The following is a 25,241-nucleotide window of genomic DNA, read 5'->3' as shown; positions in this document are numbered from 1 at the left end:
AGTCCACCACGCGCTTGACGGCGACGATTGCTTTCATGGGAGGAACTCCATCAGTACAAAGAAAGAAGTGGCGCAGGCACGTGGGCCTGCGCAGGCTATGAAGGGCGTGTGCCGAAGGCGTCCAGGCCGGGGCTCAGAGCACCACGGGGATTTCCGTTGCGGGTGGCGTGTTGCGGCTGCGACCGCAGCGCACCAGGCCGTCGATCATCACCATGCCGATGCCCGGGATGTCGCCCAGCTGCACGCTTTCGAGCAGCGTGGCGCCGGCCGTGTGCTGGGCGCGGTCCATGAACACGAAGTCCGCGGCGCGGCCCACTTCGATCAGCCCGCAGTTGAGGTTGCGGATGCGCGCCGTGTTGCCCGTGGCAAAGCAGAACACCAGCTCGGCCGGGATGTTGGCGAAGCTTGCGATCAGCGCGATCATGCGCAGCATGCCCAGGGGCTGCACGCCCGAGCCCGCGGGCCCGTCGGTGCCCAGGATCACGCGGTGCGGGCACTTGAGCTCCATGGCGGCGCGTGCGGCCTCGATGGCGATCTTCTCGTTGCCGTTGTGCACCAGCTCGATGGCGCGCGAGGACTTCTCGCACAGCTCGCACACGTGCTTCCAGGGCAGCGAGGTGTGGCCGCCGTTGATGTGGCCGATCACGTCGGCATCGGCTTCGAGCACCACGTCCTTGTCGATCAGTCCCGAGCCGGGAATCGACGGGCCGCCGGTGTGGATGGTGCTCTGGATGCCGTACTTGCGCGCCCATGCCACCATCTGCTGGGCCTCGTAGCCGGCCTTGACGGTGCCCAGGCCCACTTCGCCGAGCAAGGTCACGCCGGCGTCGGCCATGTCCTTGAAGTCCTGCTCGACCATGCCCTTCTCGATGATGGGCGCACCCGCGATCACCTTCACGCCGCCGGGGCGGAAGTTGTCGAACGCGCGCTGCGCGGTGATGGCCAGGGCCTTCAGGCCCACGATGTCCTTGGGCCGGCCGGGCAGGTGCACCTCGCCGGCCGAGACCATGGTGGTCACGCCGCCGTTCATGGTCGAGTCGATCCAGCCGATCTGGTTCTGGCGCGGCGTCCAGTCGCCGAAGACCGGGTGCACGTGGCTGTCGATCAGGCCGGGCGCCACGCAGGTCTGGCGCGCGTCGATGGTGGTGCGGGCGTGTTCGGTGTCGCAGTCCTTCTCGCGGCCCACGGCCACGATCAGGCCGTCGTTCACGACGATGGTGTCGGCATCGAGGATGGGGCGTTCGAGGTCGCCCGAGAGCAGCAGGCCGATGTTCTTGATGACGACTTTGCCGGAGCTTGCGGTAGTGGAGAGGTCTGCCATGGAGGGTTCCAGTCGGGGGAGGGATGGACGGGCAAACTGCGGCGATCGTGGGGCTGCAATTCGTGTAGTGAATACTACATAAGAGGCCTGCGTCGTGCAAGATGGCAAGCACTGCAAAGTGCTGTCGCCAGAAAATCAGACGGGTTTGCGAGACAGCCAGGCTGCGCCCTGCCGAATCCGCGGATCGGCAGGAGGTTCCTGCAAGACATGGGCCTTGGGGCCGGGGGAGGGCGCCTGGCGCCTCAGGACGCCCGCACGGTCCTGAGCACGGTGTCGATCATGAACTCGTCCCAGTGGGCCACCGCCTCGGGCTGGTCGATGTCCTCGCCCAGGAAGGCCGAGAGCGTGTAGCGGTTGGACTGGTAGAAGTAGCCCATGGAGGCGATCAGCAGATACAGGTCGCGCGCGCGCAGGTCGGCGCGGAACTCCTTGCTGGCCACGCCCGCGGCCAGCACCTGCTCGATCACCGAGACGGCGGGCGAGGAATACTCGCGCGCGCGCATCGACTTGGAGATGTGCTTGCCCTTGTGCAGGTTCTCGGTGTTGAGCAGCGTGACGAACTCGGGGTGCTTGCGGTAGTACTGGCTCACGAAGCGCACCACCGCCTTGAGTGCCTCGACGGGGGTCTCGAGGCGGATCTCCAGGGTCGTCTCGGCGTCGTTCATGCGCCGGTAGATCTCTTCGAGCACCTCGATGAAGAGGCCTTCCTTGCTGCCGAAGTAGTAGTAGATCATCCGGTCGAAGGACTTGGCCGCCTTGGAGATCTTCTCCACGCTGCCGCCTTCGTAGCCGTAGCGTGCGAACACCTTGATCGCCGCCTTGAGGATGTTGTCGCGCGTGGTCTGCGCCGCCTGCTCGCGCACGCCGGTGCGGCGTGTCGAGGGGGCGCGGGTGGAAGCAGTCCGGGTCTTGGTGGGTGTGGCCGACATGGATGATCCGTTGGGTGGCAGGGCAGCCCCTGCCATGCAGGGACCGGGCCTGCCGGGATATTACTGCTCCGCGAAGGCGCGCTCGATCACGAAGTCGCCGGGCTTGGTGGTGTTGCCTTCCTTGAAGCCGCGCACTTCCATCATGTGCTTGAGGTCGCGCAGCATCTCCGGGCTGCCGCAGATCATCACCCGGTCTTCCACCGGGTTCAGGGCCGGCAGGCCCAGGTCGCGTGCGAGCTGGCCGTTTTCGATCACGGTGGTCACGCGGCCCTGGTGCTTGAACTCCTCGCGCGTCACCGTGGGGTAGTACTTGAGCTGCTTGCTCACCATCTCGCCCAGGAACTCGTGCTCGGGCAGTTCCTTGGTGATGTAGTCGTGGTAGGCCAGTTCCTGGACCTCGCGCACGCCGTGCACCAGCACCACTTCCTCGAACTTCTCGTAGGTCTCGGGGTCGCGGATCAGGCTCAGGAAGGGGGCCAGGCCCGTGCCCGTGGAGAGCATGTACAGGCGCTTGGCGGGCAGCAGGTAGTCGATCAGCAGGGTGCCGGTGGGCTTCTTGCCCACGACGATGGAATCACCCACCTGGATGTTCTGCAGGCGCGAGGTCAGCGGGCCGTCGGGCACCTTGATCGACAGGAACTCCAGGTGCTCCTCGTAGTTGGCGCTGGCGATGCTGTAGGCGCGCAGCAAGGGCTTGCCGTTCACGCGCAGGCCGATCATCGTGAAATGGCCATTGGAGAACCGCAGCGCAGTATCGCGCGTGGTGGTGAAGGAAAAAAGGCGGTCCGTCAGGTGGTTGACGGAGAGGACGCGTTCTTCAAGAAAGGCGCTCATGGTCGTAACGTCGGCTAAAAGTTGAGAAATGGGGTGTAAAAGCTGGCTGAAAGACTGGGGGCGCAGGTGTCAGAGGCTGACATCCAGGCCGGAAAGCTTGTGGCTCACAACCCTCCATTGTTCCGCATCTGGCAAAGGCGGTTTTCTTTTGGTGATAGTGGGCAGTCCCGGAGCCAGCTTTTTGTTGAATTCGAGGAAGACTTCCATGCCTTCGGGCAGGTCGTCCTCGGCATAGATGGCATTGGCCGGGCACTCGGGGATGCAGACCGCGCAGTCGATGCACTCGTCGGGGTCGATCACCAGGTATTCGGGCCCCTCCTTGAAGCAATCGACCGGGCATACATCCACGCAATCGGTGTACTTGCACCGAATGCATGCGTCTGTGACTACGTGCGTCATTTTGGGGCTCCTTGTGCACCATTTCCGGGGGCGCGCAAACACTATTGCGGACTGCGAATGATTGCGCTACATTCGCCTCAAATGTAGTGATCACAACATTTAAGTTAAGTGAATGCTACACAAAACGCCATGAACGTACAAGCACAGAAAACGGTGCGAGGAATGGGTTGCCACGATGACTGAACACACCAAGACCGACGGCCTTCCCGGCATGGATGCACCCGAGCTGCCGCAGGTGCTCGAGCGCGCCCGGCCGCGCAACGAGCGCATGAACGTGGCCAAGGTGGAGTGCAACGCCTGCCCCGTGCTGTGCCAGATCTCCGAGGGCCGCAGCGGCGCCTGCGACCGCTATGCCAACCAGGCCGGCGTGCTGGTGCGGGTCGATCCCGTGGTGCTGCTGCGCAAGACCATGGAGGTCGGCGAAGCCGTGCTGGTGCCGTTTGCGGGCCGTGCCGCCGACGCCGGTGCCGAGGGCCAGGAGGCACCCGCAGCGCAGCCCGCCTGGAGTGGTGACCTGCTGCTGACCGAAGAGGTCTTCGTCACGGGCGTGGGCTCTTCCACCACCTACCCCGACTACAAGCCGGCGCCCTTCATCGTCGGCTCCCGGGTCGATGGCGTGGACATGGTCACCGTGGTCACCGAAGGCATCTTCAGCTACTGCAGCTTCAAGGTGAAGATCGACACCGACCGCTTTCTCGGCCCCGAGCAGGCCAACGTGCGCTGCAAGGGCGAAGTGGTGGGCCATGTCACCACCGCCGAATACGGCTCGCAGATGCTGTCGCTCGGTGGCGTGCACCACCTCACGGGCGGCAGCAAGAAGGAAGGGCGCATCGCCAACGAGATGATGCAGCTCCTGGGCAACAAGCAGGCGGTGGAGCTCACCATCGACGGCGGCTCGCAACTCGTGATCCAGGCCGGCCAGGCGCCCATCGTCAACGGCGTGGCCGAGCAGCGCATGCGCGTGGGCTGCGGCTCGGCCGCCATCGGCATCTTTGCGCGCCAGTTCTTCGGCCAGGCCGACGAGGTGGTGGTGGTGGACGACCACATCACCGGCGTGCTCACCGAGCACCAGGCCGGGCGTTGCCTGGACATGCAGTCCTCGGGCATCAAGATGCGCGGGCGCAAGTCCACGCCGGGCCGCTACTTCCAGGTGGCCAACCCGGGCACGGGCTGGGGCGGCACCGATATCGCCGACCCCTTGTCCATCATCGAAGGCTGGGACGAGGCGGTCGCCTGGCCCGGCTTGCGCCTGCTGATGACTTCGACCACCGGGGAGCACGCCAGCTGGTATGTGCTCGACGAATCGCTGGTGCCGGTGGAGGCCGAGATGCCCGACGCGGTGCGCCGCATCGTCGACCGCATCGGCGAGAACTGCGAGCCCTCGCTGACTTCGGTGCTGTTCCTGGGCGGGGCCGGCGGCAGCCTGCGTGCCGGGGTCACCGAAAACCCGGTGCTGCTCACGCGCTCCATCAAGAATGCGCTGGTCAACGTGACCTGCGGTGGCGCCCCGGCCTATGTCTGGCCCGGCGGCGGCATCACCGTGATGGCCGATGTGCTGCGCATGCCCGACAACAGCTTTGGCACCGTGCCCACGCCGGCCATCGTAGCGCCCATTGAATTCAGCATGCGCCGCAGCGACTACGAGCTGCTGGGCGGCCACATGGACCAGGTGCGCAGCCTGCGCGAGGTGCTCGAGCGCGGTGCCTGGCACAACGATGGTGCGCCGCAGTCGGTGTCCTGGCTGGCGCTGCCATCGGCCAACCCCTGGCCCCTGGGCCGTCCCCCGCTGTTGGGCTGAGGGCACACCCCACCATGCAAGCCACCCGACAACTGCTGTCCGCCGGCCGCTGGCATCTGCAGCACGGCCCCATGGACGTGATCGTGCAGGCCGAGGGCGATGCGCTCGCCGTGGCCGCGGCGCACGCGCGCGCCTGGGTGCGCTTCGAGGGGCTGCTGCAGGAACTGGTGCGCGAGCTGCCCACGCTGCGCGCGCCGGTGGGCGCGGGCGACTGCCCGCTGCAGGGCCCCGTGGCGCGCCGCATGTGGAGCGCCTGCCAGCCGTTCCGCCAGGACTTCATCACGCCCATGGCGGCCGTGGCGGGCGCGGTGGCGCAGGAGCTGCTGGCCTGCTATGCCGTGGACGGCGTGCAGCGCGCCTGGGTGAACAATGGCGGAGACATCGCGCTGCACCTGGCACCGGGCGCGTCGGCCCGCATCGGGGTGTATGCCGACATCGCCGGGCTCGACGCGGTGCAACTGCAGGGCGGGCTGTTGCTCGACGGCGCCTTTCGCATCGCGAGCACCATGCCGGTGCGTGGCGTGGCGACCAGTGGCTGGCGCGGGCGCAGCCACTCGCTGGGCATTGCCGACAGCGTCACCATCCTGGCGGCCACGGCCGCCCAGGCCGACGCCGCTGCGACCGTGGTGGCGAATGCCGTCAACGTGCGCGATGCCCGCATCGTGCGCAGGCCGGCTTGCGAGGTCCAGGACGACAGTGACCTGGGCACCATCCCCGTGACGATTGAGGTTCCGGACCTGCCCGAGGCCCTGGTGCGCGAGGCCTTGCAGGCCGGTCTCGAAAAAGCGCAAGAATTGCAGTCTCGCGGGCACCTGTGGTGCGCGCTGCTCTCGTGCCAGGGGCAATGGATGGCGACGCCATCGGCCACCGGCCTGCTGGAGCAGGCCGCACCGGGGAAATCCGGCGCCGCTGTTGAAGTTGGTTCAGTATTTGCTTAATGAATTGCACAGGCCATCCCATGATCCAGATCCGACGCGTTTTCACCCATGTTGAGGAAATCCGGCACGAATTCGGGCCCGAGACTGGTGCACCGCTGCTGCGCGGTGCCATCGGCGCGGTGCTCACCAACCCCTATGCGGGCCGCTACGAGGCCGACATCCTGCCCATGATGGACGCGCTGCAGGACGTGGGCCTGGACATGGCGCAGCGCCTGCTGGCGGCCATGGACGTGCCGGCCGAGCGCATTGCGACCTACGGCAAGGGCGCCATCGTCGGCGCCGCCGGCGAGCTCGAGCATGGCGCCCTGTGGCACGTGCCCGGCGGCTACGCCATGCGCGAACTGCTCGGCTGGAAGGGCGACCGCAACGCCTACGCCAAGGGCCAGGCCGAGGAAAAGACCGGCCAGCCCGGCAACGCGCTGTCCATCGTGCCTTCCACCAAGAAGGTGGGCGGGCCGGGCGCCGCACTCGATGTGCCGCTGACCCACATCAACGCCAGCTACGTGCGCAGCCACTTCGATGCCATCGAGGTGCGTGTGCCCGGCGCACCGCGGGCCGACGAGATCGTCTTCATCCTGGCCATGACCACCGGCGCGCGCATCCATGCACGCGTGGGCGGGCTCAAGGCCGCCGACATCAGCCAGTGGAACGGCCTGCGCTGAACCCCCGGCATCCATAACGATACGAGAGACCAAGGAGCAAGAACATGCCAGCGAAGATCCGGAAAATCATCGTCCAGACCGACGAAGTGCGCGTGGAAATGGGCCGCGAGGTGAACCCGCCGGTGCGCAAGGCCCTGGCCATGGCCGTCATCGAGAACCCCTATGCCGGCCGCTATGCGGAGAACCTCGACGAACTGATCGCCATCGGCGAGGAGCTCGGCGCCCTGCTGGGCGAGCGCTGCGTGCGCGCTCTGGGCATTGCGCCCGGCCAGGCCGAAAGCTATGGCAAGGCCGCCATCGTGGGCGAAGGCGGTGAGCTCGAGCATGCCGCCGCCATCCTGCACCCCAAGCTGGGCGCACCGCTGCGCGTTGCCGTGGAAAAAGGTGCCGCGCTGGTGCCGTCGAGCAAGAAGATCGGCGGCCTGGGCGCCGCCATCGATGTGCCCCTGGGCCACAAGGATGCCGCCTACGTGCGCAGCCATTTCGACGCCATGGAGGCCCGTGTGGCCGATGCGCCACGCGCCCATGAAATCGTGGTGGCCGTGGTGGTCACGGCCGGCGGGCGCCCGCTGCCACGCATCGGCGGGCTCACCACCGCAGAAATCCAGGGCCAGGACGGCCTGCGCTGAGCGCATTGCCATACCCGTGACCCGCCGTCTCCCCCATACTGTTTGCCACCGCTGTTTCTCTCCCATCCAATCCATCAGGAGTGTTTCCATGACGATGCTAAAGACCCTCATGCGTGCTACGGCCGCTGCCGCGCTGGCCGCCACAATCGCTCCTGCGATGGCCCAGGATGTCATCAAGATCGGTGAGATCAACAGCTACAAGGCCCAGCCCGCCTTCCTCGAGCCCTACAAGAAGGGCATGGAACTCGCGGTGGACGAAATCAACGCCGCGGGCGGCCTGCTGGGCAAGAAGGTCCAGCTCGTGATCCGCGACGACAACGGCAACCCCGGCGATGCCGTGCGCGCCGCCGAGGAACTGGTCTCGCGCGAGAAGGTCGACGTGCTGACCGGCTCCTTCCTCTCGCACGTGGGCCTGGCGCTGACCGACTTCGCCAAGCAAAAGAAATTCTTCTTCCTGGCCGGCGAGCCGCTGACCGACAAGATCGTCTGGCAGAACGGCAACCGCTACACCTACCGCCTGCGCCCCTCCACCTACATGCAGGTGTCGATGATGGTGCCCGAGGCCGTGGCCTTGAAGAAAAAGCGCTGGGCGCTGGTCTACCCCAACTACGAATACGGCCAGTCGGCCGTGGCCACCTTCAAGCAACTGCTCAAGGCGGCCCAGCCGGACGTGGAATTCGTCGTCGAGCAGGCGCCCCCGCTGGGCAAGGTCGACTCGGGCAGTGTGGTGCAGGCCCTGGCCGACGCCAAGCCCGACGCGATCTTCAACGTGCTGTTCGGTGCCGACCTGTCCAAGTTCGTGCGCGAAGGCAACACCCGCGGCCTGTTCAAAGACCGGGAAGTGGTCAGCCTGCTGACCGGCGAGCCCGAGTACATGGACCCGCTCAAGGACGAGGCCCCCACTGGCTGGATCGTCACCGGCTACCCCTGGTACGGCCTGCAGACGCCCGAGCACAAGGCCTTCCACACGGCCTACCAGGCCAAGTTCAACGACTACCCGCGCTTGGGCTCGGTCGTGGGCTACAGCGCCATCAAGTCGCTGGGCGAGGGCATCAAGAAGGCCGGCTCCACCGACACCGAGAAGCTCGTCGTCGCCTTCAAGGGCCTGCAGGTGCCCACGCCGTTCGGCCGCATCACCTACCGCCCCGAGGACAACCAGTCCACCATGGGCGGCTACGTGGGCCGCACCAAGAACGAGGGTGGCAAGGGCGTGATGGTCGACTACCGCTACGTGGACGGCGCCAAGGTGCAGCCCTCGAACGACGAAGTCAAGAAGATGCGCCCGGCCGACTGAGCGCCGGCCCCGGCTGGCTGCGGTTTCGGCAGGCCCTTGCGCCTGCCGGCCGCTGCAGCCATATTGCAACCCCACAAGCACACAACGGGCAGATGACATGCCCGAGGGACAACCTTTGCCGTGACCCCGAAGGATCTGGAATGAGTTTTTCGAGTTTTATCGTTCAGCTGCTCAATGGGCTGGCGGGGGCTTCCTCGCTGTTCCTCGTGGGCGCCGGGCTGTCGCTGATCTTCGGCGTCACGCGCATCGTGAATTTCGCGCATGGCTCGTTCTTCATGGTGGGCATCTACGTCGCCTACTCGCTGGTGGCCAAGCTGGGCACCGGCATGGGCTTCTGGCCCGCGCTGCTGCTGTCGGCCGTGGTCGTCGGCGCGCTCGGCGCTCTGGTGGAGGTGGTGCTGCTGCGCCGCATCTACAAAGCGCCCGAGTTGTTCCAGCTCCTGGCCACCTTCGCGCTGGTGCTGGTGATCAAGGACGCCGCGCTCTGGATCTGGGGCCCCGAGGAGCTGCTCGGCCCGCGTGCGCCGGGCCTGTCAGGCTCGGTGGACATCCTGGGGCGGCAATTCCCTTCGTACGACCTGTTCCTGATCGTCGTCGGACCGGTGGTGCTGGGCCTGCTCTGGCTGCTGCTCACCCGCACCCGCTGGGGCACGCTGGTGCGCGCCGCCACGCAGGACCGCGAGATGGTCAGCGCCCTGGGCGTGAACCAGGCCTGGCTGTTCACGGCTGTGTTCGCCCTCGGCGCCCTGCTGGCCGGGCTGGGCGGTGCGCTGCAGCTGCCGCGCGAACCGGCCACGCTGGAGATGGACCTGAACACCATCGGCGCTGCCTTCGTGGTGGTGGTGGTGGGCGGCATGGGCTCCATCCCGGGCGCCTACGTGGCCGCGCTGCTGATCGCCGAGATCAAGGCCATCTGCATCTGGCTCGGTGTGGTCGAGATCTTCGGCTACAGCGTCTCGTTCTCCAAGCTCACGCTGGTGGTCGAGTTCCTGGTGATGGCCGCCGTGCTGGTGGCCCGCCCCTGGGGCTTGATGGGCAGGCCCCAGGCCGCCAGCCGCAACACCGGCATGCCCGAGGCACCGCTGCGCGCTTCGCCGCCCTGGTACAAGATCGGTGCGGCCGTGCTGGTGGCCGCGCTGGTGCTGCTGCCCTTCGTGACCACCGGCTCGCCCTACCTCACGGTGCTGATGATCGACCTCCTGATCGCGGCGCTGTTCGCCGCCAGCCTGCACTTCATCATGGGGCCGGCGGGCATGCACTCCTTCGGCCACGCCGCGTACTTCGGCCTCGGCGCCTATGCGGCCGCGCTGCTGGTGCGCTCGGCCGGCATCCCGATGGAAGCGGCCCTGGTGCTGGCACCGCTGGCTGCCGCAGCGGGTGCGTTGCTCTACGGCTGGTTCTGCGTGCGCCTGTCGGGCGTGTACCTGGCCATGCTGACCCTGGCCTTCGCGCAGATCACCTGGGCCATCTGCTACCAGTGGGATGGCTTCACCGGCGGCAGCAACGGCCTCACGGGCGTGTGGCCGGCGCAATGGCTGTCGGACAAGCGCAACTACTACTTCCTCACGTTGGCCCTGGTGGTGGGCGGTGTGTTGGCGCTGCGCCGGGTGCTGTTCTCGCCGTTTGGCTATGCGCTGCGCGCCGGGCGCGACTCGGTGCTGCGCGCCGATGCCATCGGCATCGACGTCAAGCGCATGCAATGGACGGCCTTCGTCATCGCCGGCCTGTTCGCGGGCCTGGGCGGTGCGCTGTTCGCCTTCTCCAAGGGCAGCATCTCGCCCGAGGCGCTGCACGTGGGCAAGTCGGTCGACGGCCTGGTGATGGTGCTGCTGGGCGGCATCCAGACGCTGGCCGGTCCGGTGGTGGGGGCTGTCACCTTCACCTGGCTGCACGACACCGTGGCGCGCAACACCGACTACTGGCGCGCGATGCTGGGCGCCATCATCCTGATCCTGGTGCTGCTGTTCCCGCAGGGCATTGCCGGTGCGATCAAGCAACTCTTCGACAACAAGCGCGAAGCCAAGGAGGCAGCATGAGCCTGCTCAAAGTCACCGGCCTGGGCAAGTCCTTCGGTGGAGTCAAGGCCGTCGACGGCATCCACTTCGAGCTGGCAGCCGGCGAGCTGCTGGCCCTGATCGGCCCCAACGGCGCCGGCAAGTCCACCACCTTCAACATGGTCAACGGCCAGCTGGCGGCCGACGTGGGCTCGATCCAGCTCAACGGCCAGGAGCTCGTGGGCCGCAAGCCACGCGACATCTGGCGCATGGGCGTGGGCCGCACCTTCCAGATCGCCGAGACCTTCTCCTCGCTGACCGTGGTGGAGAACGTGCAGATGGCGCTGATCTCCAACGACAGCCGCCTGTTCTCGATGTTCCGCAAGGCCTCCGACCACAAGCGCGACGAGGCCCTGGCCCTGCTCGAACAGGTGGGCATGAAGGCCCAGGCCGACCGCCCCTGCAGCGTGCTGGCCTACGGCGACGTGAAGCGCGTGGAACTGGCCATCGCCATGGCCAATGCGCCCAAGCTGCTGCTCATGGACGAACCCACGGCCGGCATGGCGCCCAAGGAGCGCAATGAGCTCATGGCGCTGACCAAGCAGCTGGTGATCGACCGCGGCATGGCCGTGCTGTTCACCGAGCACAGCATGGACGTGGTGTTCGCCTATGCCGACCGCATGATCGTGCTGGCGCGCGGGCGCCTGATCGCCGAGGGCAAGCCCCTGGAACTGCGCGACCACCCCAAGGTGCAGGAGGTGTACTTCGGCACCGGCAAGACCTTCGAGAAAAAGACAGCCGGTGCCGCCCCCGTGGCCACGCCTGCGGAGACCGCATGATGACGATGACAACGACGAGTGAACCCACGGAAGTGCTGCTCGAGGCCAAGGGCCTGCAGGCCTGGTACGGCGCGGCGCAGATCCTGTACGACGTGGACCTCGACGTGCGCCGCGGCGAGGTCGTGGCCCTGATGGGGCGCAACGGCGCGGGCAAGTCCACCACGCTCAAGACGCTGATGGGCATGCTGGCCAAGCGCAAGGGCCAGATCGGCTTCATGGGCAAGGACCTGTCGAAAAGCGACCCGCACGATGCGGCGCGCCTGGGCCTGGGCTTCGTGCCCGAGGACCGGCGTGTGTTCACCGACCTCACGGTGATGGAAAACCTGGAGGTGGGCCGCCAGCCGGCGCGCCACTGGCCCGACGGCACGGCCGCGCCGCTGTGGACGCCCGAGGCCCTGTTCAAGCTGTTCCCCAACCTGGGCGAGATGCCCCAGCGCCCCGGCGGCCGCATGAGCGGCGGCGAGCAGCAGATGCTGACCGTGGCGCGCACGCTGATGGGCAACCCCTACCTGGTGCTGCTGGACGAGCCCTCCGAAGGCGTGGCCCCGGTGATCGTGGAGCAGATGGCGCAGATGATCCTGGAGCTCAAGGCCCAGGGCGTGAGCATTCTGCTGTCCGAACAGAACATGCATTTCGCCGAGCTTGTGTCCGACCGGGCCTACGTGCTCGAGAAGGGCCAGATCCGCTACCAGGCGTCCATGGCCGAGCTGGCCGCCAACGACGAGGTGCGCAGGTCCTACCTGAGCGTCTGAGGCTATTCCCTGGCATTGGCCCATCCGGCCCTTGCCATTTTGTGTGTGTGTTCCCTACCGGAGTTGTCACCATGCGCCTTGCCCCCCGCCGCCACTTCCTCCAATCGGCCGCCGCCTTCGCGCTGGCCGGTACAGGCATGCCCCTGTCGTGGGCACAGACGAAGATCAAGCCGGGCGAGCGAGCGGCGTTGATCGTGGTGGACGTGCAGAACTGCTTCGTGCCCGGTGGCACGCTGCCGGTGGCCAAGGGCGACGAGGTGGTGCCGGTCATCAACCGCATCGCTGCCGCGTTCGAGAACGTGGTCGTCACGCAGGACTGGCACACGCCGGGCCATGCCTCGTTCGCCAGCACGCATGCCGGCAAGAACCCTTTCGAGACCACGAAACTGAGCTACGGCCAGCAGGTGCTGTGGCCCGACCACTGCGTGCGCGGCACCGACGATGCCGCACTGCACAAGGACCTGAAACTGCCCCAGGCCCAGGTGATCCTGCGCAAGGGTTTCCACGAGCATGTGGACAGCTACTCGGCCTTCGAGGAGGCCGACCGCAAGACTTCCACGGGCCTGGCGGGCTACCTCAAGCAGCGCGGCATCAAGACCGTGTTCGTGACCGGCCTGGCCACCGACTTCTGCGTGGCCTGGACGGCCCTGGACGCCAAGCGGCTGGGCTTCGAAACCTACGTGGTGGAAGACGCCTGCCGCGGCATCGACCTCAATGGCTCGCTGGAGGCGGCCTGGAAGCAGATGAAGGCCAAGGGGATTAAGCGCATCCAGTCGAGCGACCTGGACATCGCCTGATGCGGATTTGCCTTCAAACGTAAACGATAGTTGGGTCGCCTTGCCGTGCTACAGCACTGTCTGCGGCTCCCCGCCTAGTTATCCGATTGAATCCAAATCCGCCTGGGCCATGGGCACGGGACTTGCAAACCATCGGGGGCTGCCGCCTGACCGGCAGCGCCGGAAGCCGTTTTTGACGGTTTCGCAACACCCCCTGTAAATGGTTGCACAGTCCCTCGTGTTGCGGGGAAACTGCCACCTTTGATGTAAGGAGCGTTTCATGAAGTACCGTGGGATGAGGGATGGGCGCACCGACCGCAGGGCCGTGCTGATGGCCATGGCGGCGACGGCCCTGGGCAGTTCGGCGACGACGGCCATGGCGGCCGAGACCGGGGTGACGGACAAAAGCATCAAAGTGGGGCAGTCGGCCGTCTTCACCGGGCCTGCCAAGGATTTCGGCGTGGATTACAAGGCCGGCATCTCCCTGTACTTCGACCGCATCAACAAGGCCGGCGGCGTGTTCGAGCGCAAGCTCGAACTGGTCTCGCTCGACGACGCCTACGAACCCAAGAAGACCGCCGAGAACACGGCGCGCCTGATCGATGAGGAAAAGGTCTTCGCCCTGATCGGCTACGTGGCCACGGGCAACCTGATCGCCGCCATGCCGCTGGCCGAGAAGGCCGGCGTTCCCATGTTCGCACCGCTGGTGGGCACCACCTCGTTTCGCACCACGCACAACCGCTACCTGTTCCACGTGCGCGCCAGCTACGAGACCGAACTGCGCAAGATCGTCGGCCACCTGGCCACGCTGGGCATCAGCAACATCGCCGTCATCTACCAGAACAGCGCCTTCGGCAAGTCCAACCTCGAGACCTGCCTGCAGATCGCCCAGGGCCTGAAGGTCAAGGTGGTCGAGTCGGTTCCCATGGAGATCGCCGCCACCGATGCAAAAGCCCAGGTGGCCCAGCTCACCAAGGCCCAGCCTGGTGCGGTGGTGATGATCGTGGCCGGCAAGATGGTCGAGGTGTTCCTGCGCGACTACCGCGCGGGCGGAGGGGCGGCGCCGCTGTACACCATCTCGGTGGGCATCACCGATGCCCCGGGCTCGGCCCAGCGCCTGAACGGCGGCATCGAGGGCCTGGTCACGGCCAGCATCGTGCCCTCGCCGCAGGCCAGCCGCCTGCCCATCGTCGTGGACTACCGCAAGGACCGCACCGACGCCGGCGCCAAGATCGACAGCTACACCATGCTCGAAGGCTATATCGCCGCGCGCGTGTTCGTCGAAGGGCTCAAGCGCGCGGGGCGCAACCTCACGCGCGAGGCCTTCATCAAGGCCATGGAAGACATGGGTACCACCAAGTTCGGCGATTTCCCGGTGCAGTACGGCCCGAACAACCACAATGGGTCCAACTTCGTGGACCTGGAGATGTACACCCGCACCGGCAGCCTGCGCCGCTGACGATTCATCCAAGGACCCATGCAGACCCCAGCCACCGTTCTCTCCCTTTCCGTCAACGGCCAGCCATGTGAACTGCCAGCCGGCACCCCGGGCGCGGGTGCCACGCTGCTGCATGTGCTGCGCAACGACCTCGCGCTCAATGGCCCCAAGTACGGCTGCGGCCTGGGCCAGTGCGGCGCCTGCACGGTGCTGGTGGACGGGGTGGCGGCACGTGCCTGTGTGATCCCTGCGCGCGGGGTGGCGGGCCGCGCGGTGACGACGCTGGAGGGTCTGCCCGCACGCTGCCACGGTGCGGCATGCGAAGGGCTGCTGCACCCGGTGCAACAGGCCTTCGTCGACGAGCAGGCCGCCCAGTGCGGCTACTGCCTCAACGGCATGGTGATGATGGCCGTGGCGCTGCTCGAACGCAATCCCGACCCCGACGAGGCCGCCATCCGCCGCGAGCTCTCGGGCAACCTGTGCCGCTGCGGCACGCATGTGGAGATCATCCGCGCGGTGCAGCGCGCGGCGGTGCTGGTGCGCGGGGTGGCGGCATGAGCGCATCCCCTGCAGCGCTGCGCGCCCACAGCCCGCTCACGCGCGCCGACTTCCATGCCGCACAGGGCGTGCTGCTGGTCGTGCGCAACCCGCCACCCGCGCCGCCGCCCGTCAAGGGACAGCCGGCCCTGGTGGCCGGCAACCCGGCCGAGGGCGTGGAGATCCTGCTGGCCGTCTGGGACGACGGCAGCGTGACCGCGCTCAACGGCCATGTGGACCTGGGCACCGGCATCCGCACGGCATTGGGCCAGATCGTGGCCGAAGAGCTCGACGTGCCGCTGGCCTGCGTGAACATGGTGCTGGGCGATACCACGCGTGCGCCCAACCAGGGCGCGACCATCGCCAGCGCCTCGATCCAGATCCATGCGAAGCCGCTGCGCATCGCCGCGGCCCAGGCGCGCCACTGGCTGGTGGCCCGGGCCGCCGAGCGCCTGGGTGCAGCGGCCGATGCGCTGCAGGTGCAGGCCGGCGTGGTGCAGGTGGCGGCCGACCCGGCCCGCCAGGTGGCCTACGGCGAACTGCTGGCCGGTGCGCACACCGCGCTGGAGCTGGCCGAGGCCACGCCCACCAAGCCCACGGCCGACTACACCGTGGTCGGCCAGTCGGTGCCGCGCGTGGACATACCGGCCAAGGTCAGCGGCGAACTGGTCTTCGTGCACGACATGCGCGTGCCCGGCATGCTGCACGGCCGCGTGGTGCGCCCGCCGTATGCGGGGGCCGACCATGGCGAGTTCATCGGCAACACGCTCGAATCGGTGGACCAGTCGTCCATCGCCCATATCCCGGGCATCCGCGCGGTGGTGGTGGTACGCGATTTCGTGGGCATCGTCGCCGAGCGCGAGGAGCAGGCAGAAGAAGCAATGCGCGCGCTGCGCGTGCAGTGGAAGTCCTGGCCGGGCTTTCCCCGGCAGGACAGCCCCGAGGCCCTGGCCCAGGCCATCCGTGCCAACCCCTCCACCCAGCGCCGCCTGGTGGACGAAGGCGATGTGGACGCCGCGCTGGCCGGTGCCGCGCAGTCCCTGCCGCGCACCTATGTCTGGCCCTACCAGCTGCACGGCTCCATCGGCCCCTCGTGCGCAGTGGCGGAGTGGCGCCACGACGATGCCTGCGGCCGCGCGCGCATGGCCGTCTGGGCCGGCACGCAGAACCCCCATGTGCTGCGCGCCGACCTGGCGCGCCTCATGGGCCTGGCCGACGTGGACATCGATCTGGTGCGCATGGAGGCTGCGGGTTGCTACGGCCGCAACGGCGCCGACGACGTGGCGGCCGATGCCGCGCTGCTCTCGCGTGCAGTGGGCGCGCCGGTGCGCGTGCAGCTCACGCGCGAGCAGGAGCACCTGTGGGAGCCCAAGGGCACGGCCCAGCTCATGCAGGTGCGCGGCGGGCTCAATGCCGATGGCTCGGTGGCAGCCTACGATTTCGAGACCTCCTACCCCTCTAACGGCGCGCCCACGCTGGCCCTGCTGCTCACGCGCACCATCGAGCCGTTGGCCCAGGCCTACGAGATGGGCGACCGCACGGCGCGCCCGCCCTACGACTACGACAACCTGCGCGTGGCCGTGAACGACATGGCGCCCATCGTGCGCGCCTCGTGGCTGCGCGGCGTCTCGGCCCTGCCCAACTCGTTCGCGCACGAGTCCTATGTGGACGAGCTGGCCACCGCGGCCGGCGTGGACCCGGTCGAGTTCCGCCTGCAGCTGCTCAGCGACCCGCGCGCGGCCGAGCTCGTCAAGGCCACGGCCGAGAAGGCCGGCTGGTTGCCCCACACCGGCCCGCGCGTGCCCGGGCCCGGCGCACTGCAGGGCGCCGAGGGCGACTGGGTGCAGGGCCAGGGCTTTGCCTACGCGCGCTACATCCACAGCAAGTGGCCCGGCTTTGGCGCGGCCTGGGCCGCCTGGGTGGCCGACGTGGACGTGAACCGAAAGACCGGCGAGGTGCATGTGCGGCGCGTGGTCGTGGGCCACGATGCGGGCCTGATGGTCAACCCCGCAGGGGTGGAACACCAGGTGCATGGCAACGTGGTGCAGACCACCAGCCGGGCGCTCAAGGAGCAGGTGCGCTTCGACCCGGTCACGCAGGCGGTGGACACGCGCGAATGGGGCAGCTACCCCATCCTGAGCTTCCGCGAGGTGCCGGTCATCGAGGTCATGCACATGCCCCGGCAGGACGAGGCGCCGTTGGGCTCGGGCGAGTCGTCCTCGGTGCCCGGCACGGCGGCCATAGCCAACGCCATCTTCGACGCGACCGGTGTGCGCTTCCGCGCGCCGCCGTTCACGCCCGAGGTGGTGCGCGCCGGGCTCAACCCGCTGGGCGCAGCCGCAGGGCAGGGCGGTGCCGCCCCTGCGGGGTCGCCGGCCGAACCGGCCGATGTGCTGCCCACGCTGGAACTGCCAGCCCCGGCGGTGCCCACCAGCGCCACCTGGCCGCGCCGGCGCAGCCCCTGGGCGCGCGCACTGGCCCTGGCCGCGGGTGGCTTGGCCATGGGCGCGGCGCTGCTGGGCTGGCGCCCGGCCATCGCCCCCGTGGCGCAGGCGGCGGGCGGTGCATCGGTCTACAACGCCGCCACCATCGAGCGCGGCCGCGTGGTGGCGGCCGCCGGCGACTGCGTGGTCTGCCATACCGCACCGGGCGGCACGCCGAATGCCGGCGGGCGGGCCATGGACACGCCCTTCGGCACCGTCTACACCACCAACCTCACGCCCGATGCAGCGACCGGCCTGGGCCAGTGGTCCTTCAGCGCCTTCCAGCGCGCCATGCGCGAGGGCATCTCGCGCGACGGCAAGCACCTGTACCCGGCCTTCCCCTACACCTCGTTCGCGAAGATGGGCGACGACGACCTGACGGCGCTGTACGCCTGGCTCATGGCCCAGCCACCGGTGCGCTCTGAGGTGCCGGCCACGCAACTGGCCTTCCCGTTCAGCGTGCGCCCGCTCATGGCCGGCTGGAACGCGCTGTTCCACGACGCCACGCCCTGGAAGCCCGACCCCACGCGCCCGCCCGAATGGAACCGCGGCGCCTACCTGGTGCAGGGCGCCGGCCACTGCGGTGCCTGCCACACGCCGCGCAATGCGCTGGGGGCCGAGATGGGCGGCGCGGCCTTCCTTTCGGGTGCGCTGGTCGATGGCTGGGAAGCACCCGCGCTCACCGGCCTATCGAAGGCGCCCGTGCCCTGGAGCGCCGACGCCCTGTACAGCTACCTGCGCAAGGGCCACAGCCCGGAGCATGGCAGCGCCTCCGGCCCCATGGCGCCCGTGGTGCAGGAGCTGGCGAAGCTGCCCGATGAGGACATCCGCGCCATGGCCACCTACCTGGCCTCGTTCAGCGCCGCTGCCGAACCTGCCGCCGACGCCGTGCAGGCCAGGGCCCGGGCCGCGGTTGCTCAGGCGGCCGCCCTGGCGCCCCGGCCCGGCCAGGCCCAGCGCCTGTTCAATGGCGCCTGCGCCGCCTGCCACCACGATGGCGACGGACCGAAACTGCTGGGCGCCAACGTGCCGCTGGCGCTCAACAGCAACCTGCACAGCGACCGGCCCGACAACCTGCTGCAGGTCATCGTCCACGGCATCCGCGAGCCCGCTTCGCGCGAACTGGGTTTCATGCCCGGCTTTGGCGACGCGCTCAGCGATGCGCAGATCGCCGAACTCGCGGGCTACATGCGCCAGCGCTATGCGCCGAGCCGCCCGGCCTGGACCGATGTGCCCGCCGCCCTGGCGCGCGTGCGCGCAGGGCCGGCGCATCCATAGCGTTAGAGATGCAGTGAATCCGCGCTGGCACCCATGGCATCGGCAATCAGCCGCATGTCGTGGTCGCTGACGGCGAAGAGCCCGAAGCGGAACGCATAGCCCCAGCGCGCGCGGTCCTGCACGAAGTCGAAGTGGTCGAGCAGCGGCGCGATCGGCGCTTCGCGGGCGGGCACGTAGTCCACGTCCTTTCGGAACGGGATGAAACCGCCGCCCATGTCGAAGGCATAGGGATCGCCGGGCTTCACCAGCCCCAGCGACACGAAGGCCTGCAGCTTGTCGCTGCCGCCCATGGTGACCGTGGGCGCGTAATAGGCGAGCCTGTCGCCGGGTTTCACGCGCCGCAGCGGCGCGATCTTGCCATGGCACACCTGCATGTAGCCGGCGTCGGGCTCGGCGCAGCCGCGGCGCGCATGGTCCGCGCAGGCCACGGCGATCCAGTTGCCGCGTGGCGCGGCCATGGCGGGATGGGCTGCTTCGGCCCACAGGGTGGGCTGATGGGCCAGTGCGGTTGCTGCTGCCATGCCCATACTCCTCAGGCCTCGGCGTGCAGGCCCACGCGGTTGCCATCCAGGTCTTGGATGTGCGCGAAGAAGCCCATGCCTGGTGGCAGGGCCTGACGCGGCAGGGCCACCTTGCCGCCCTGCGCCACCACCCGTTCCAGGGCCGCATCGAGTGAGGGCGACGCATCCAGGTAGACCAGGGTGCCAGCGCCTGCTGCCAGCTGGGGCGCGGTCGGCCCCATCATCAGCGCACCGCCCGTTCCGTCGGACTCCGGGTCGTACGAAAACACCGCACCTTCGCTCGGGCCCATGGACTCGCGGCGCATGGCCTGGCCCAGCACGGCCTCGTAAAACGCCTGGGCGCGGTCCAGTTGGGTGGTGGGGATTTCGAACCAGCTGATGGCGTTTTTCATGAAGGGCTCCTTGGGTGTGAATGAAGAAGCCCCGATGGTGATGACCTGCTGCTGACAGCGGTTTGTCAGCAGGCTTGCAGCAGCGCCCTCATTCTCGCGAACGGCTCAGTTCCAGCGAGAACTTGAACCGGTCCGCGGGGTGCAGCGAGACCGAGATCTCGAACACCTGGTCGGCCGAATCGAGGTAGTGGCGCGTGATCTTCAGGGCCGGTGCGCCGGCCTCGGCGCGCAGTGCCTCGGCATGCTCGCGCGGCACCAGCACGGCCTCGATGTCCTGGCGGATGCGCGCGATGCGCCGGCCGTAGCGCTCCTCGATGATGGAGCTGGCCAGCGTCTCGGGCGCGTCGCGCACGATGGGGCCGATGTCGGCATACGCCGGGTCGATGTACAGGTCCAGCCAGCAGATCGGGCGCGCCTTGGCGCTGCCGCCTTCCATGCGCAGGCAGGCGATGTGCAGCCAGCGCGTGCCTCCGGGGCAGCCCAGGTCCTTGGCGAGCGCCAGGTCCGCGACCACCTCGCTGACCGACTGCACCGTGCGCACGTGCTCGGCGCCGAAGCGCGCCAGCTCCTGCACCGTGGCGATGGACTGCGTGAAGCCGGCGCGCGGCCGCATGGCCTCCACGCGCGTGCCCACGTTCTTGCGCCGCGAGATCAGTCCCAGCTCCTGCAGTTCGTCCAGCGCCTTGCGCACGGCATAGCGGCTCAGGCCGTACTGGTCGCACAGCTCGAACTCGGTGGGCAGCAGCGTGCCCACGGCAAAGCGCCCGGAGGCAATCCCCTCGGACAGTTCGCGGGCGAGATCGGGGTTCTTGGCGGCGGTCATGCGGGCAGGCTCCTGCTCAGGGAAAACCCCAGGTTGAGTTTTGTTCGAACATATTTACAGTTTATTTGTTCGAACATTTATATATGTTCGTATTTTATCAACATATCCGGCCTGCCATGTCCTTTTCCCTGTTTACCCCTGCCAGCACGGTGCTCGATTCGGTGCTGTTCCGCGACGCCTTCGGCACGCCGCGCATGCGCGAGGTGTTCTCCGACCGCACCCTGATCGCCCGCTACATCGAGGTGGAGGTGGCGCTGGCCCGGGCCGAGGCGCGCTGCGGCGTGATCCCGGCCAACGCGGCCGAAGCCATCGCGCACGAATCGCGCTTGGACCGCGTGGACTTCGACCACATGCGCCACGAGACCGACATCGTGGGCTATCCCATCCTGCCGCTGGTGCACCAGCTGGTGGAGATGTGCGGCGAGGCCGGGCGCTACGTGCACTGGGGTGCCACCACGCAGGACATCATGGACACGGCCAACGTGCTGCAGCTGCGCGACGGCCTGGCACTGGTGGAGGCCGACATCCGCGAACTGCGCGGCATCCTGGCCGCGCTGGCCGCCAAGCACCGCGACACCCCCATGGCCGGCCGCACCCACCTGCAGCAGGCCTTGCCCGTCACCTTCGGCTACAAGGCGGCGATCTGGCTGGCCATGTTCGACCGCCACCAGGAGCGCCTGGCCGAGCTGCGCAAGCGCGTGCTGGTGGTGCAGTTCGCCGGGGCAGCGGGCACGCTGGCCTCGCTGGGCGACAAGGGCTTCGAAGTGCAGGCCGCGCTGGCCGACGAGCTCAACCTGGCCGTGCCCGTGACCACCTGGCACGTGGCGCGCGACGGCTTTGCCGAGGCGGTGAACCTGCTGGCCCTGGTCACCGGCTCGCTGGGCAAGATCGCGCTGGACATCATGATCATGGCCTCCACCGAGTTCGGCGAGGTCTACGAGCCCTTCGTGAAGGGCCGCGGCGCGAGCAGCACCATGCCGCAAAAGCGCAACCCGATCTCCAGCGAGCTGATGCTGGCGGCCTCCAAGGCCGTGCGTCAGCACGCGGGGCTGATGGTCGATGCCATGGTGCAGGACTTCGAGCGCGCCACCGGACCCTGGCATGCCGAATGGCTGGCGCTGCCCGAGAGCTTCATCCTCACCGCAGGCGCGCTGCACCAGGCCAAGTTCGCGCTCGGCGGCCTGATCGTGGACGAGGCGCGCATGCGCAGCAACCTGCGGTTAAGCCGCGGCCTGATCGTGGCCGAGGCCGTGATGATGGGCCTGGCGCCGGCCATGGGCCGCCAGCAGGCGCACGACGTGGTCTATGGCGCCTGCCGCACTGTCAACGAAGAGGGCGGCACCCTGGCCGAGGCGCTGGCCGCATTGCCCGAGGTGGTGCGCCACTTCGACCGCGCGGCGATCGACCGCCTCACCGACCCCGCCAATTACCTGGGCCTGGCGCCCGCCATGGTGGACCGCGCCCTGGCCGCATCGGCCGCGCTCGGCCACTGACGCACCGCATCCGCTTGCGCTTTCCGTTCCTTCCCACAACCATTGCAGGAGACAAGTCCATGAACACCGCCAAAGTCCTCGGTGCCGCCGCCGCATTGCTGTGCGCCGCCACCTTCGCCCACGCCCAGCAGGCCTGGCCTGCCAAGCCGCTCACCTGGGTCGTGCCGTTCGCGGCGGGCGGGCCCACCGACGCCATGGCGCGCGACATCGCCGACAAGGTGGGGCGCCAGATCGGCCAGTCCATCGTGATCGAGAACGCGGCCGGCGCGGGCGGCACCATCGGCGCGGCCAAGGCCGCCAAGTCGGCACCCGACGGCTACACCTTCCTGGTCGGCCACATGGGCTACATGGGCGCGGCGCCTTCGCTGTACAAGAAGCTGGCCTACGACCCGGTGAAGGACTTCGAGGCGGTGTTCCGCTTCCCCGACACGCCGCTGGTGCTGCTGGTGCCCAAGAGCTCGCCCTACAAGACGGCGGCCGAGCTGATCGCGGCGGCCAAGGCCAACCCGCGCAAGATCAACTTCGGCAATGCGGGCGTGGGCTCCACCTCGCACCTGATCGCTGCGCTGTTCGAGTCGCGCGCCGGCATCGAGGTCACGTCCATCTCGTACAAGGGCGCGGCCCCGGCCATGAACGACCTGGTGGGCGGCCAGGTGGAGGCCATGTTCGACCAGAGCAACACCGCGCTGCCCCAGGTCACGGGCGGGCGGCTCAATGCGATTGCGCTGACCTCGCTCACGCCCATGCCGCAGCAGTACCCGAACGTGGCCCCGCTGGCCGACAAGACCCTGCCCGGCTTCGAGGCCGCCACCTGGTATGGCCTGTATGCGCCCAAGGGGGTGCCCAAGGACGTGGTGCAAAAGCTCCACCAGGCCTACCTCAAGGCCCTGGCCGACAAGCCCTGGACGGCGCGCATGGTGGCCCAGGGCATCCACCTGCTGCCCGAAGCCCAGTACGCGCCCGAGGCATTCGCCAAGCACACCGCGGCCGAGGTGGACAAGTGGCGCAAGGTGGCGACCGACGCCAAGATCCAGATCGACTGAGCAAGAAACACAGCCCATGACCCGCATCGCGCAGGAAGACCTGGCCACCAGCATCGCCCAGGCGCTGCAGTTCATCAGCCACCGGCACCCGCCCGACTTCGTGCGCGCGCTGCGCCGCGCGCATGCGGCCGAGACCCATGCCCCGGCGCGCGCCGCCATGGGCCAGTTGCTGGTGAACAGCCGCATGGCGGCGCTGGGCCGGCGGCCGCTGTGCCAGGACACGGGTGTGGCCCAGGTGTTCCTGCGCATCGGCCTGGGCGTGGCCTTCGTGCGCCACGACGGCGCCCCACTGCGCAGCCTGCAGGCGGTGGTCGACGACGCGGTGCGCACGGCCTATGGCGACCCGGCCAACCCGCTGCGCGCCACCATGGTGGCCGACCCGCTGGGCGCGCGCACCAACACGCGCGACAACACCCCCTCCATCGTGCACTGCGAACTGGTGGAGGGCGATGTGCTGGAGCTGCTGGTGGTGGCCAAGGGCGGCGGCGGCGACGTCAAGGCGCGCTTTGCCACGCTCAACCCCAGCGATAGCGTGGCCGACTGGGTGCTGGCCCAGTTGCCCGGCATGGGCGCGGGCTGGTGCCCGCCCGGCGTGCTGGGCATCGGCATCGGTGGCAGCCCTGAGCAGGCCATGTTGCTGGCCAAGCTGTCGCTGTTCGATGCCATCGATATCGATGCACTGCGTGCGCGCGGCGCGGCCACGCCCGAGGAGGCGCTGCGCCTGGACCTGCACACGCGCAGCAATGCGCTGGGCATCGGCGCGCAGGGGCTGGGCGGCCTCTCGGCCGTGCTCGACGTCAAGGTGCGCAGCGCACCCTGCCATGCGGCCACGATTCCGGTCGCGCTGATCCCCAACTGCGCGGCCACGCGCTACCTGCGCCTCACGCTGGACGGCACGGGGCCGGCCCCGCTACCGGACCTGTCGCTCGACGCCTGGGACGGCATTCCCGACCACTTCACGGTGGACGATGCGGTGCGCGTGGACCTGGACACGCTGGACCGTGCCGAGGTCGGCCGCTGGAAGGTCGGCCAGACCCTGCTGCTCACGGGCACCCTGCTCACCGCGCGCGATGCCGCGCACAAGCGCCTCGTGGACCTGCTGCAGCGCGGCCAGCCGCTGCCGGTGGACCTGCGCGGCCGCACCATCTACTACGTGGGCCCGGTGGACGCCGTGGCCGGCGAAGCCGTGGGCCCGGCCGGGCCGACCACTGCCACGCGCATGGACCGCTTCGTGGAGCCGCTGCTGGCGCAGACCGGCCTGCTGGCCATGGTGGGCAAGGCCGAGCGCGGGCCGGATGCGATCGCCTCCATCCGCCGCCATGGCGGGGCCTACCTCGCGGCGACCGGAGGCGCGGCCTACCTGCTGTCGCGCTCCATCCGCAAGGCGCGGGTGCTGGCCTTTGCCGACCTGGGCATGGAGGCCATCCACGAATTCGAGGTGGTGGACTTTCCGGTCACGGTGGCCGTGGACTCGCACGGGCACACGATCCACCGTTTCGTGCAAGCTAGAACGTGATCTTGACCGAAGGCGCGCTGCGCTGGGCCTTGCCGTGGAACACGGCCTCGATGTTGTTGCCATCGGGGTCGAGCACGAAGGCCGCGTAGTAGCCGGGGTGGTAGGGGCGCTCACCGGGGGCGCCATTGTCCTTGCCGCCATGGGCCAGGGCCGCCTTGTAGCAGGCCTGCACCATGGCCTCGTCCTGTGCCTGGAAGGCCAGGTGGTGCCGGCCCGTGAGGTGGCCCTGTGCCGCGGCACTTTTGGACGTGGAGACGAAGAGCTCGTCGGCCCAAAAATAGTCTTCGGCGGTGCCTCCCATCGGCACCTTGAGCACCTCGAAGATGGCGCTGTAGAAGGCCTGGCTGGCCGGCAGATCGCGCACCACCAGCTGGATGTGGTCGATCAGGCGGCCGCGGTGCAGTTCCTGGGTTTCCATGGCGTGGTCCTTCGTGGGTTCACAACATGGGCGCAGTGTGCCAGCGGCCAGGGGGCGGGCGCCATCGCACTCACCCCCTGTTACCGCTGTGACCTGGCGGCTACTCCCGGGAGCCCGTCGCCCCCGGAATCAGC

The 25,241-nt window shown here is 68.4% G+C and carries 23 protein-coding genes; 15 read left to right on the top strand and 8 right to left on the bottom strand.

Annotated elements, in window-relative coordinates; translation table 11 throughout:
- Positions 1-133: 133 nt before the first annotated feature.
- From PMI14_RS03125 to fdxA, 4 genes are all read right to left on the bottom strand, one after another.
- A complete protein-coding gene (locus PMI14_RS03125; RefSeq protein WP_007849417.1) occupies positions 134-1,321 on the bottom strand; it encodes an amidohydrolase family protein in 1,188 nt (395 codons plus the stop codon).
- Between the two features lie 242 nt (positions 1,322-1,563).
- Positions 1,564-2,250 carry a TetR family transcriptional regulator gene (locus PMI14_RS03120; protein ID WP_007849410.1) on the bottom strand — a complete coding sequence of 229 codons (687 nt, stop codon included), beginning with the start codon at positions 2,248-2,250 and terminating at the stop codon, positions 1,564-1,566.
- Between the two features lie 60 nt (positions 2,251-2,310).
- Positions 2,311-3,084: a ferredoxin--NADP reductase gene (locus tag PMI14_RS03115; protein WP_007849408.1), complete on the bottom strand. Its 774-nt coding sequence runs from the start codon at positions 3,082-3,084 to the stop codon at positions 2,311-2,313.
- 69 nt (positions 3,085-3,153) lie between these two features.
- Complete coding sequence (fdxA, locus tag PMI14_RS03110) at positions 3,154-3,483, bottom strand: ferredoxin FdxA (protein ID WP_007849406.1); 330 nt, start codon at positions 3,481-3,483, stop codon at positions 3,154-3,156.
- A 175-nt stretch (positions 3,484-3,658) separates the two neighbouring features.
- Between fdxA and PMI14_RS03105 the strand changes: the two genes are divergently transcribed.
- The 12 genes from PMI14_RS03105 to PMI14_RS03050 all read left to right on the top strand — a co-directional run bounded on the left by PMI14_RS03105 (position 3,659) and on the right by PMI14_RS03050 (position 18,901).
- Complete coding sequence (locus tag PMI14_RS03105) at positions 3,659-5,281, top strand: hypothetical protein (RefSeq protein WP_007849405.1); 1,623 nt, start codon at positions 3,659-3,661, stop codon at positions 5,279-5,281.
- A 14-nt stretch (positions 5,282-5,295) separates the two neighbouring features.
- Entirely contained in the window at positions 5,296-6,219 is a 924-nt protein-coding gene (locus PMI14_RS03100) for a UPF0280 family protein (RefSeq protein WP_007849402.1), read from the top strand.
- A 20-nt stretch (positions 6,220-6,239) separates the two neighbouring features.
- Positions 6,240-6,881, top strand: coding sequence for an amino acid synthesis family protein (locus tag PMI14_RS03095; protein WP_007849400.1), 642 nt, complete (start codon positions 6,240-6,242; stop codon positions 6,879-6,881).
- A 44-nt stretch (positions 6,882-6,925) separates the two neighbouring features.
- Positions 6,926-7,510 carry an amino acid synthesis family protein gene (locus tag PMI14_RS03090; protein ID WP_007849399.1) on the top strand — a complete coding sequence of 195 codons (585 nt, stop codon included), beginning with the start codon at positions 6,926-6,928 and terminating at the stop codon, positions 7,508-7,510.
- A gap of 94 nt (positions 7,511-7,604) precedes the next feature.
- Entirely contained in the window at positions 7,605-8,804 is a 1,200-nt protein-coding gene (locus PMI14_RS03085) for an ABC transporter substrate-binding protein (RefSeq protein WP_085947265.1), read from the top strand.
- A gap of 140 nt (positions 8,805-8,944) precedes the next feature.
- Positions 8,945-10,840 (top strand): ABC transporter permease, encoded by a 1,896-nt coding sequence (locus PMI14_RS03080; protein WP_007849397.1) that lies wholly within the window; start codon positions 8,945-8,947, stop codon positions 10,838-10,840.
- The gene (locus PMI14_RS03075; protein ID WP_007849396.1) at positions 10,837-11,637 is read left to right on the top strand and encodes an ABC transporter ATP-binding protein; all 801 of its coding nucleotides are present in this window, start codon (positions 10,837-10,839) and stop codon (positions 11,635-11,637) included. The genes PMI14_RS03080 and PMI14_RS03075 overlap by 4 nt, the downstream gene beginning before the upstream one ends.
- Entirely contained in the window at positions 11,634-12,389 is a 756-nt protein-coding gene (locus PMI14_RS03070; RefSeq protein ID WP_007849395.1) for an ABC transporter ATP-binding protein, read from the top strand. Before PMI14_RS03075 ends, PMI14_RS03070 begins: the two co-directional genes overlap by 4 nt.
- Positions 12,390-12,460: 71 nt before the next feature.
- Entirely contained in the window at positions 12,461-13,186 is a 726-nt protein-coding gene (gene pncA, locus PMI14_RS03065) for a bifunctional nicotinamidase/pyrazinamidase (protein WP_007849394.1), read from the top strand.
- Positions 13,187-13,445: 259 nt separating this feature from the next.
- A complete protein-coding gene (locus PMI14_RS03060; protein ID WP_007849393.1) occupies positions 13,446-14,624 on the top strand; it encodes an ABC transporter substrate-binding protein in 1,179 nt (392 codons plus the stop codon).
- Positions 14,625-14,642: 18 nt separating this feature from the next.
- The gene (locus PMI14_RS03055) at positions 14,643-15,161 is read left to right on the top strand and encodes a (2Fe-2S)-binding protein (RefSeq protein WP_007849392.1); all 519 of its coding nucleotides are present in this window, start codon (positions 14,643-14,645) and stop codon (positions 15,159-15,161) included.
- Positions 15,158-18,901, top strand: a complete 3,744-nt coding sequence (locus PMI14_RS03050; RefSeq protein WP_007849387.1) for a molybdopterin cofactor-binding domain-containing protein — start codon at positions 15,158-15,160, stop codon at positions 18,899-18,901. Before PMI14_RS03055 ends, PMI14_RS03050 begins: the two co-directional genes overlap by 4 nt.
- 2 nt (positions 18,902-18,903) lie before the next feature.
- On the opposite strand, the gene PMI14_RS03045 is transcribed toward PMI14_RS03050, so the two are convergent.
- The 3 genes from PMI14_RS03045 to PMI14_RS03035 form a co-directional block, all read right to left on the bottom strand.
- Positions 18,904-19,422: an EVE domain-containing protein gene (locus PMI14_RS03045; protein ID WP_007849384.1), complete on the bottom strand. Its 519-nt coding sequence runs from the start codon at positions 19,420-19,422 to the stop codon at positions 18,904-18,906.
- An 11-nt stretch (positions 19,423-19,433) separates the two neighbouring features.
- Positions 19,434-19,814, bottom strand: a complete 381-nt coding sequence (locus tag PMI14_RS03040) for a VOC family protein (protein ID WP_007849382.1) — start codon at positions 19,812-19,814, stop codon at positions 19,434-19,436.
- A gap of 88 nt (positions 19,815-19,902) precedes the next feature.
- Complete coding sequence (locus PMI14_RS03035; protein ID WP_007849380.1) at positions 19,903-20,637, bottom strand: GntR family transcriptional regulator; 735 nt, start codon at positions 20,635-20,637, stop codon at positions 19,903-19,905.
- A gap of 116 nt (positions 20,638-20,753) precedes the next feature.
- Here PMI14_RS03035 and pcaB point away from each other — a divergent pair, with 116 nt between their 5' ends.
- From pcaB to PMI14_RS03020, 3 genes are read left to right on the top strand one after another with little or no spacing between them, the layout of a single operon-like run.
- The gene (pcaB, locus tag PMI14_RS03030; protein ID WP_007849377.1) at positions 20,754-22,130 is read left to right on the top strand and encodes a 3-carboxy-cis,cis-muconate cycloisomerase; all 1,377 of its coding nucleotides are present in this window, start codon (positions 20,754-20,756) and stop codon (positions 22,128-22,130) included.
- Positions 22,131-22,189: 59 nt separating this feature from the next.
- The gene (locus PMI14_RS03025; protein WP_007849375.1) at positions 22,190-23,173 is read left to right on the top strand and encodes a tripartite tricarboxylate transporter substrate-binding protein; all 984 of its coding nucleotides are present in this window, start codon (positions 22,190-22,192) and stop codon (positions 23,171-23,173) included.
- 16 nt (positions 23,174-23,189) lie between these two features.
- Positions 23,190-24,689: a fumarate hydratase gene (locus tag PMI14_RS03020; RefSeq protein WP_007849373.1), complete on the top strand. Its 1,500-nt coding sequence runs from the start codon at positions 23,190-23,192 to the stop codon at positions 24,687-24,689.
- Here the strand turns inward: PMI14_RS03020 and PMI14_RS03015 are convergent.
- Positions 24,679-25,107: a VOC family protein gene (locus tag PMI14_RS03015; protein WP_007849371.1), complete on the bottom strand. Its 429-nt coding sequence runs from the start codon at positions 25,105-25,107 to the stop codon at positions 24,679-24,681. The two genes, PMI14_RS03020 and PMI14_RS03015, sit on opposite strands and share 11 nt — an antisense overlap.
- Between the last annotated feature and the right edge of the window lie 134 nt (positions 25,108-25,241).

The organism is Acidovorax sp. CF316 (genome assembly GCF_000276605.1).
Taxonomy (GTDB): Bacteria; Pseudomonadota; Gammaproteobacteria; order Burkholderiales; family Burkholderiaceae_C; genus Acidovorax.
Note: the sequence above shows the minus strand (reverse complement) of the source record. Positions and strands in the feature narration are given on the sequence as shown.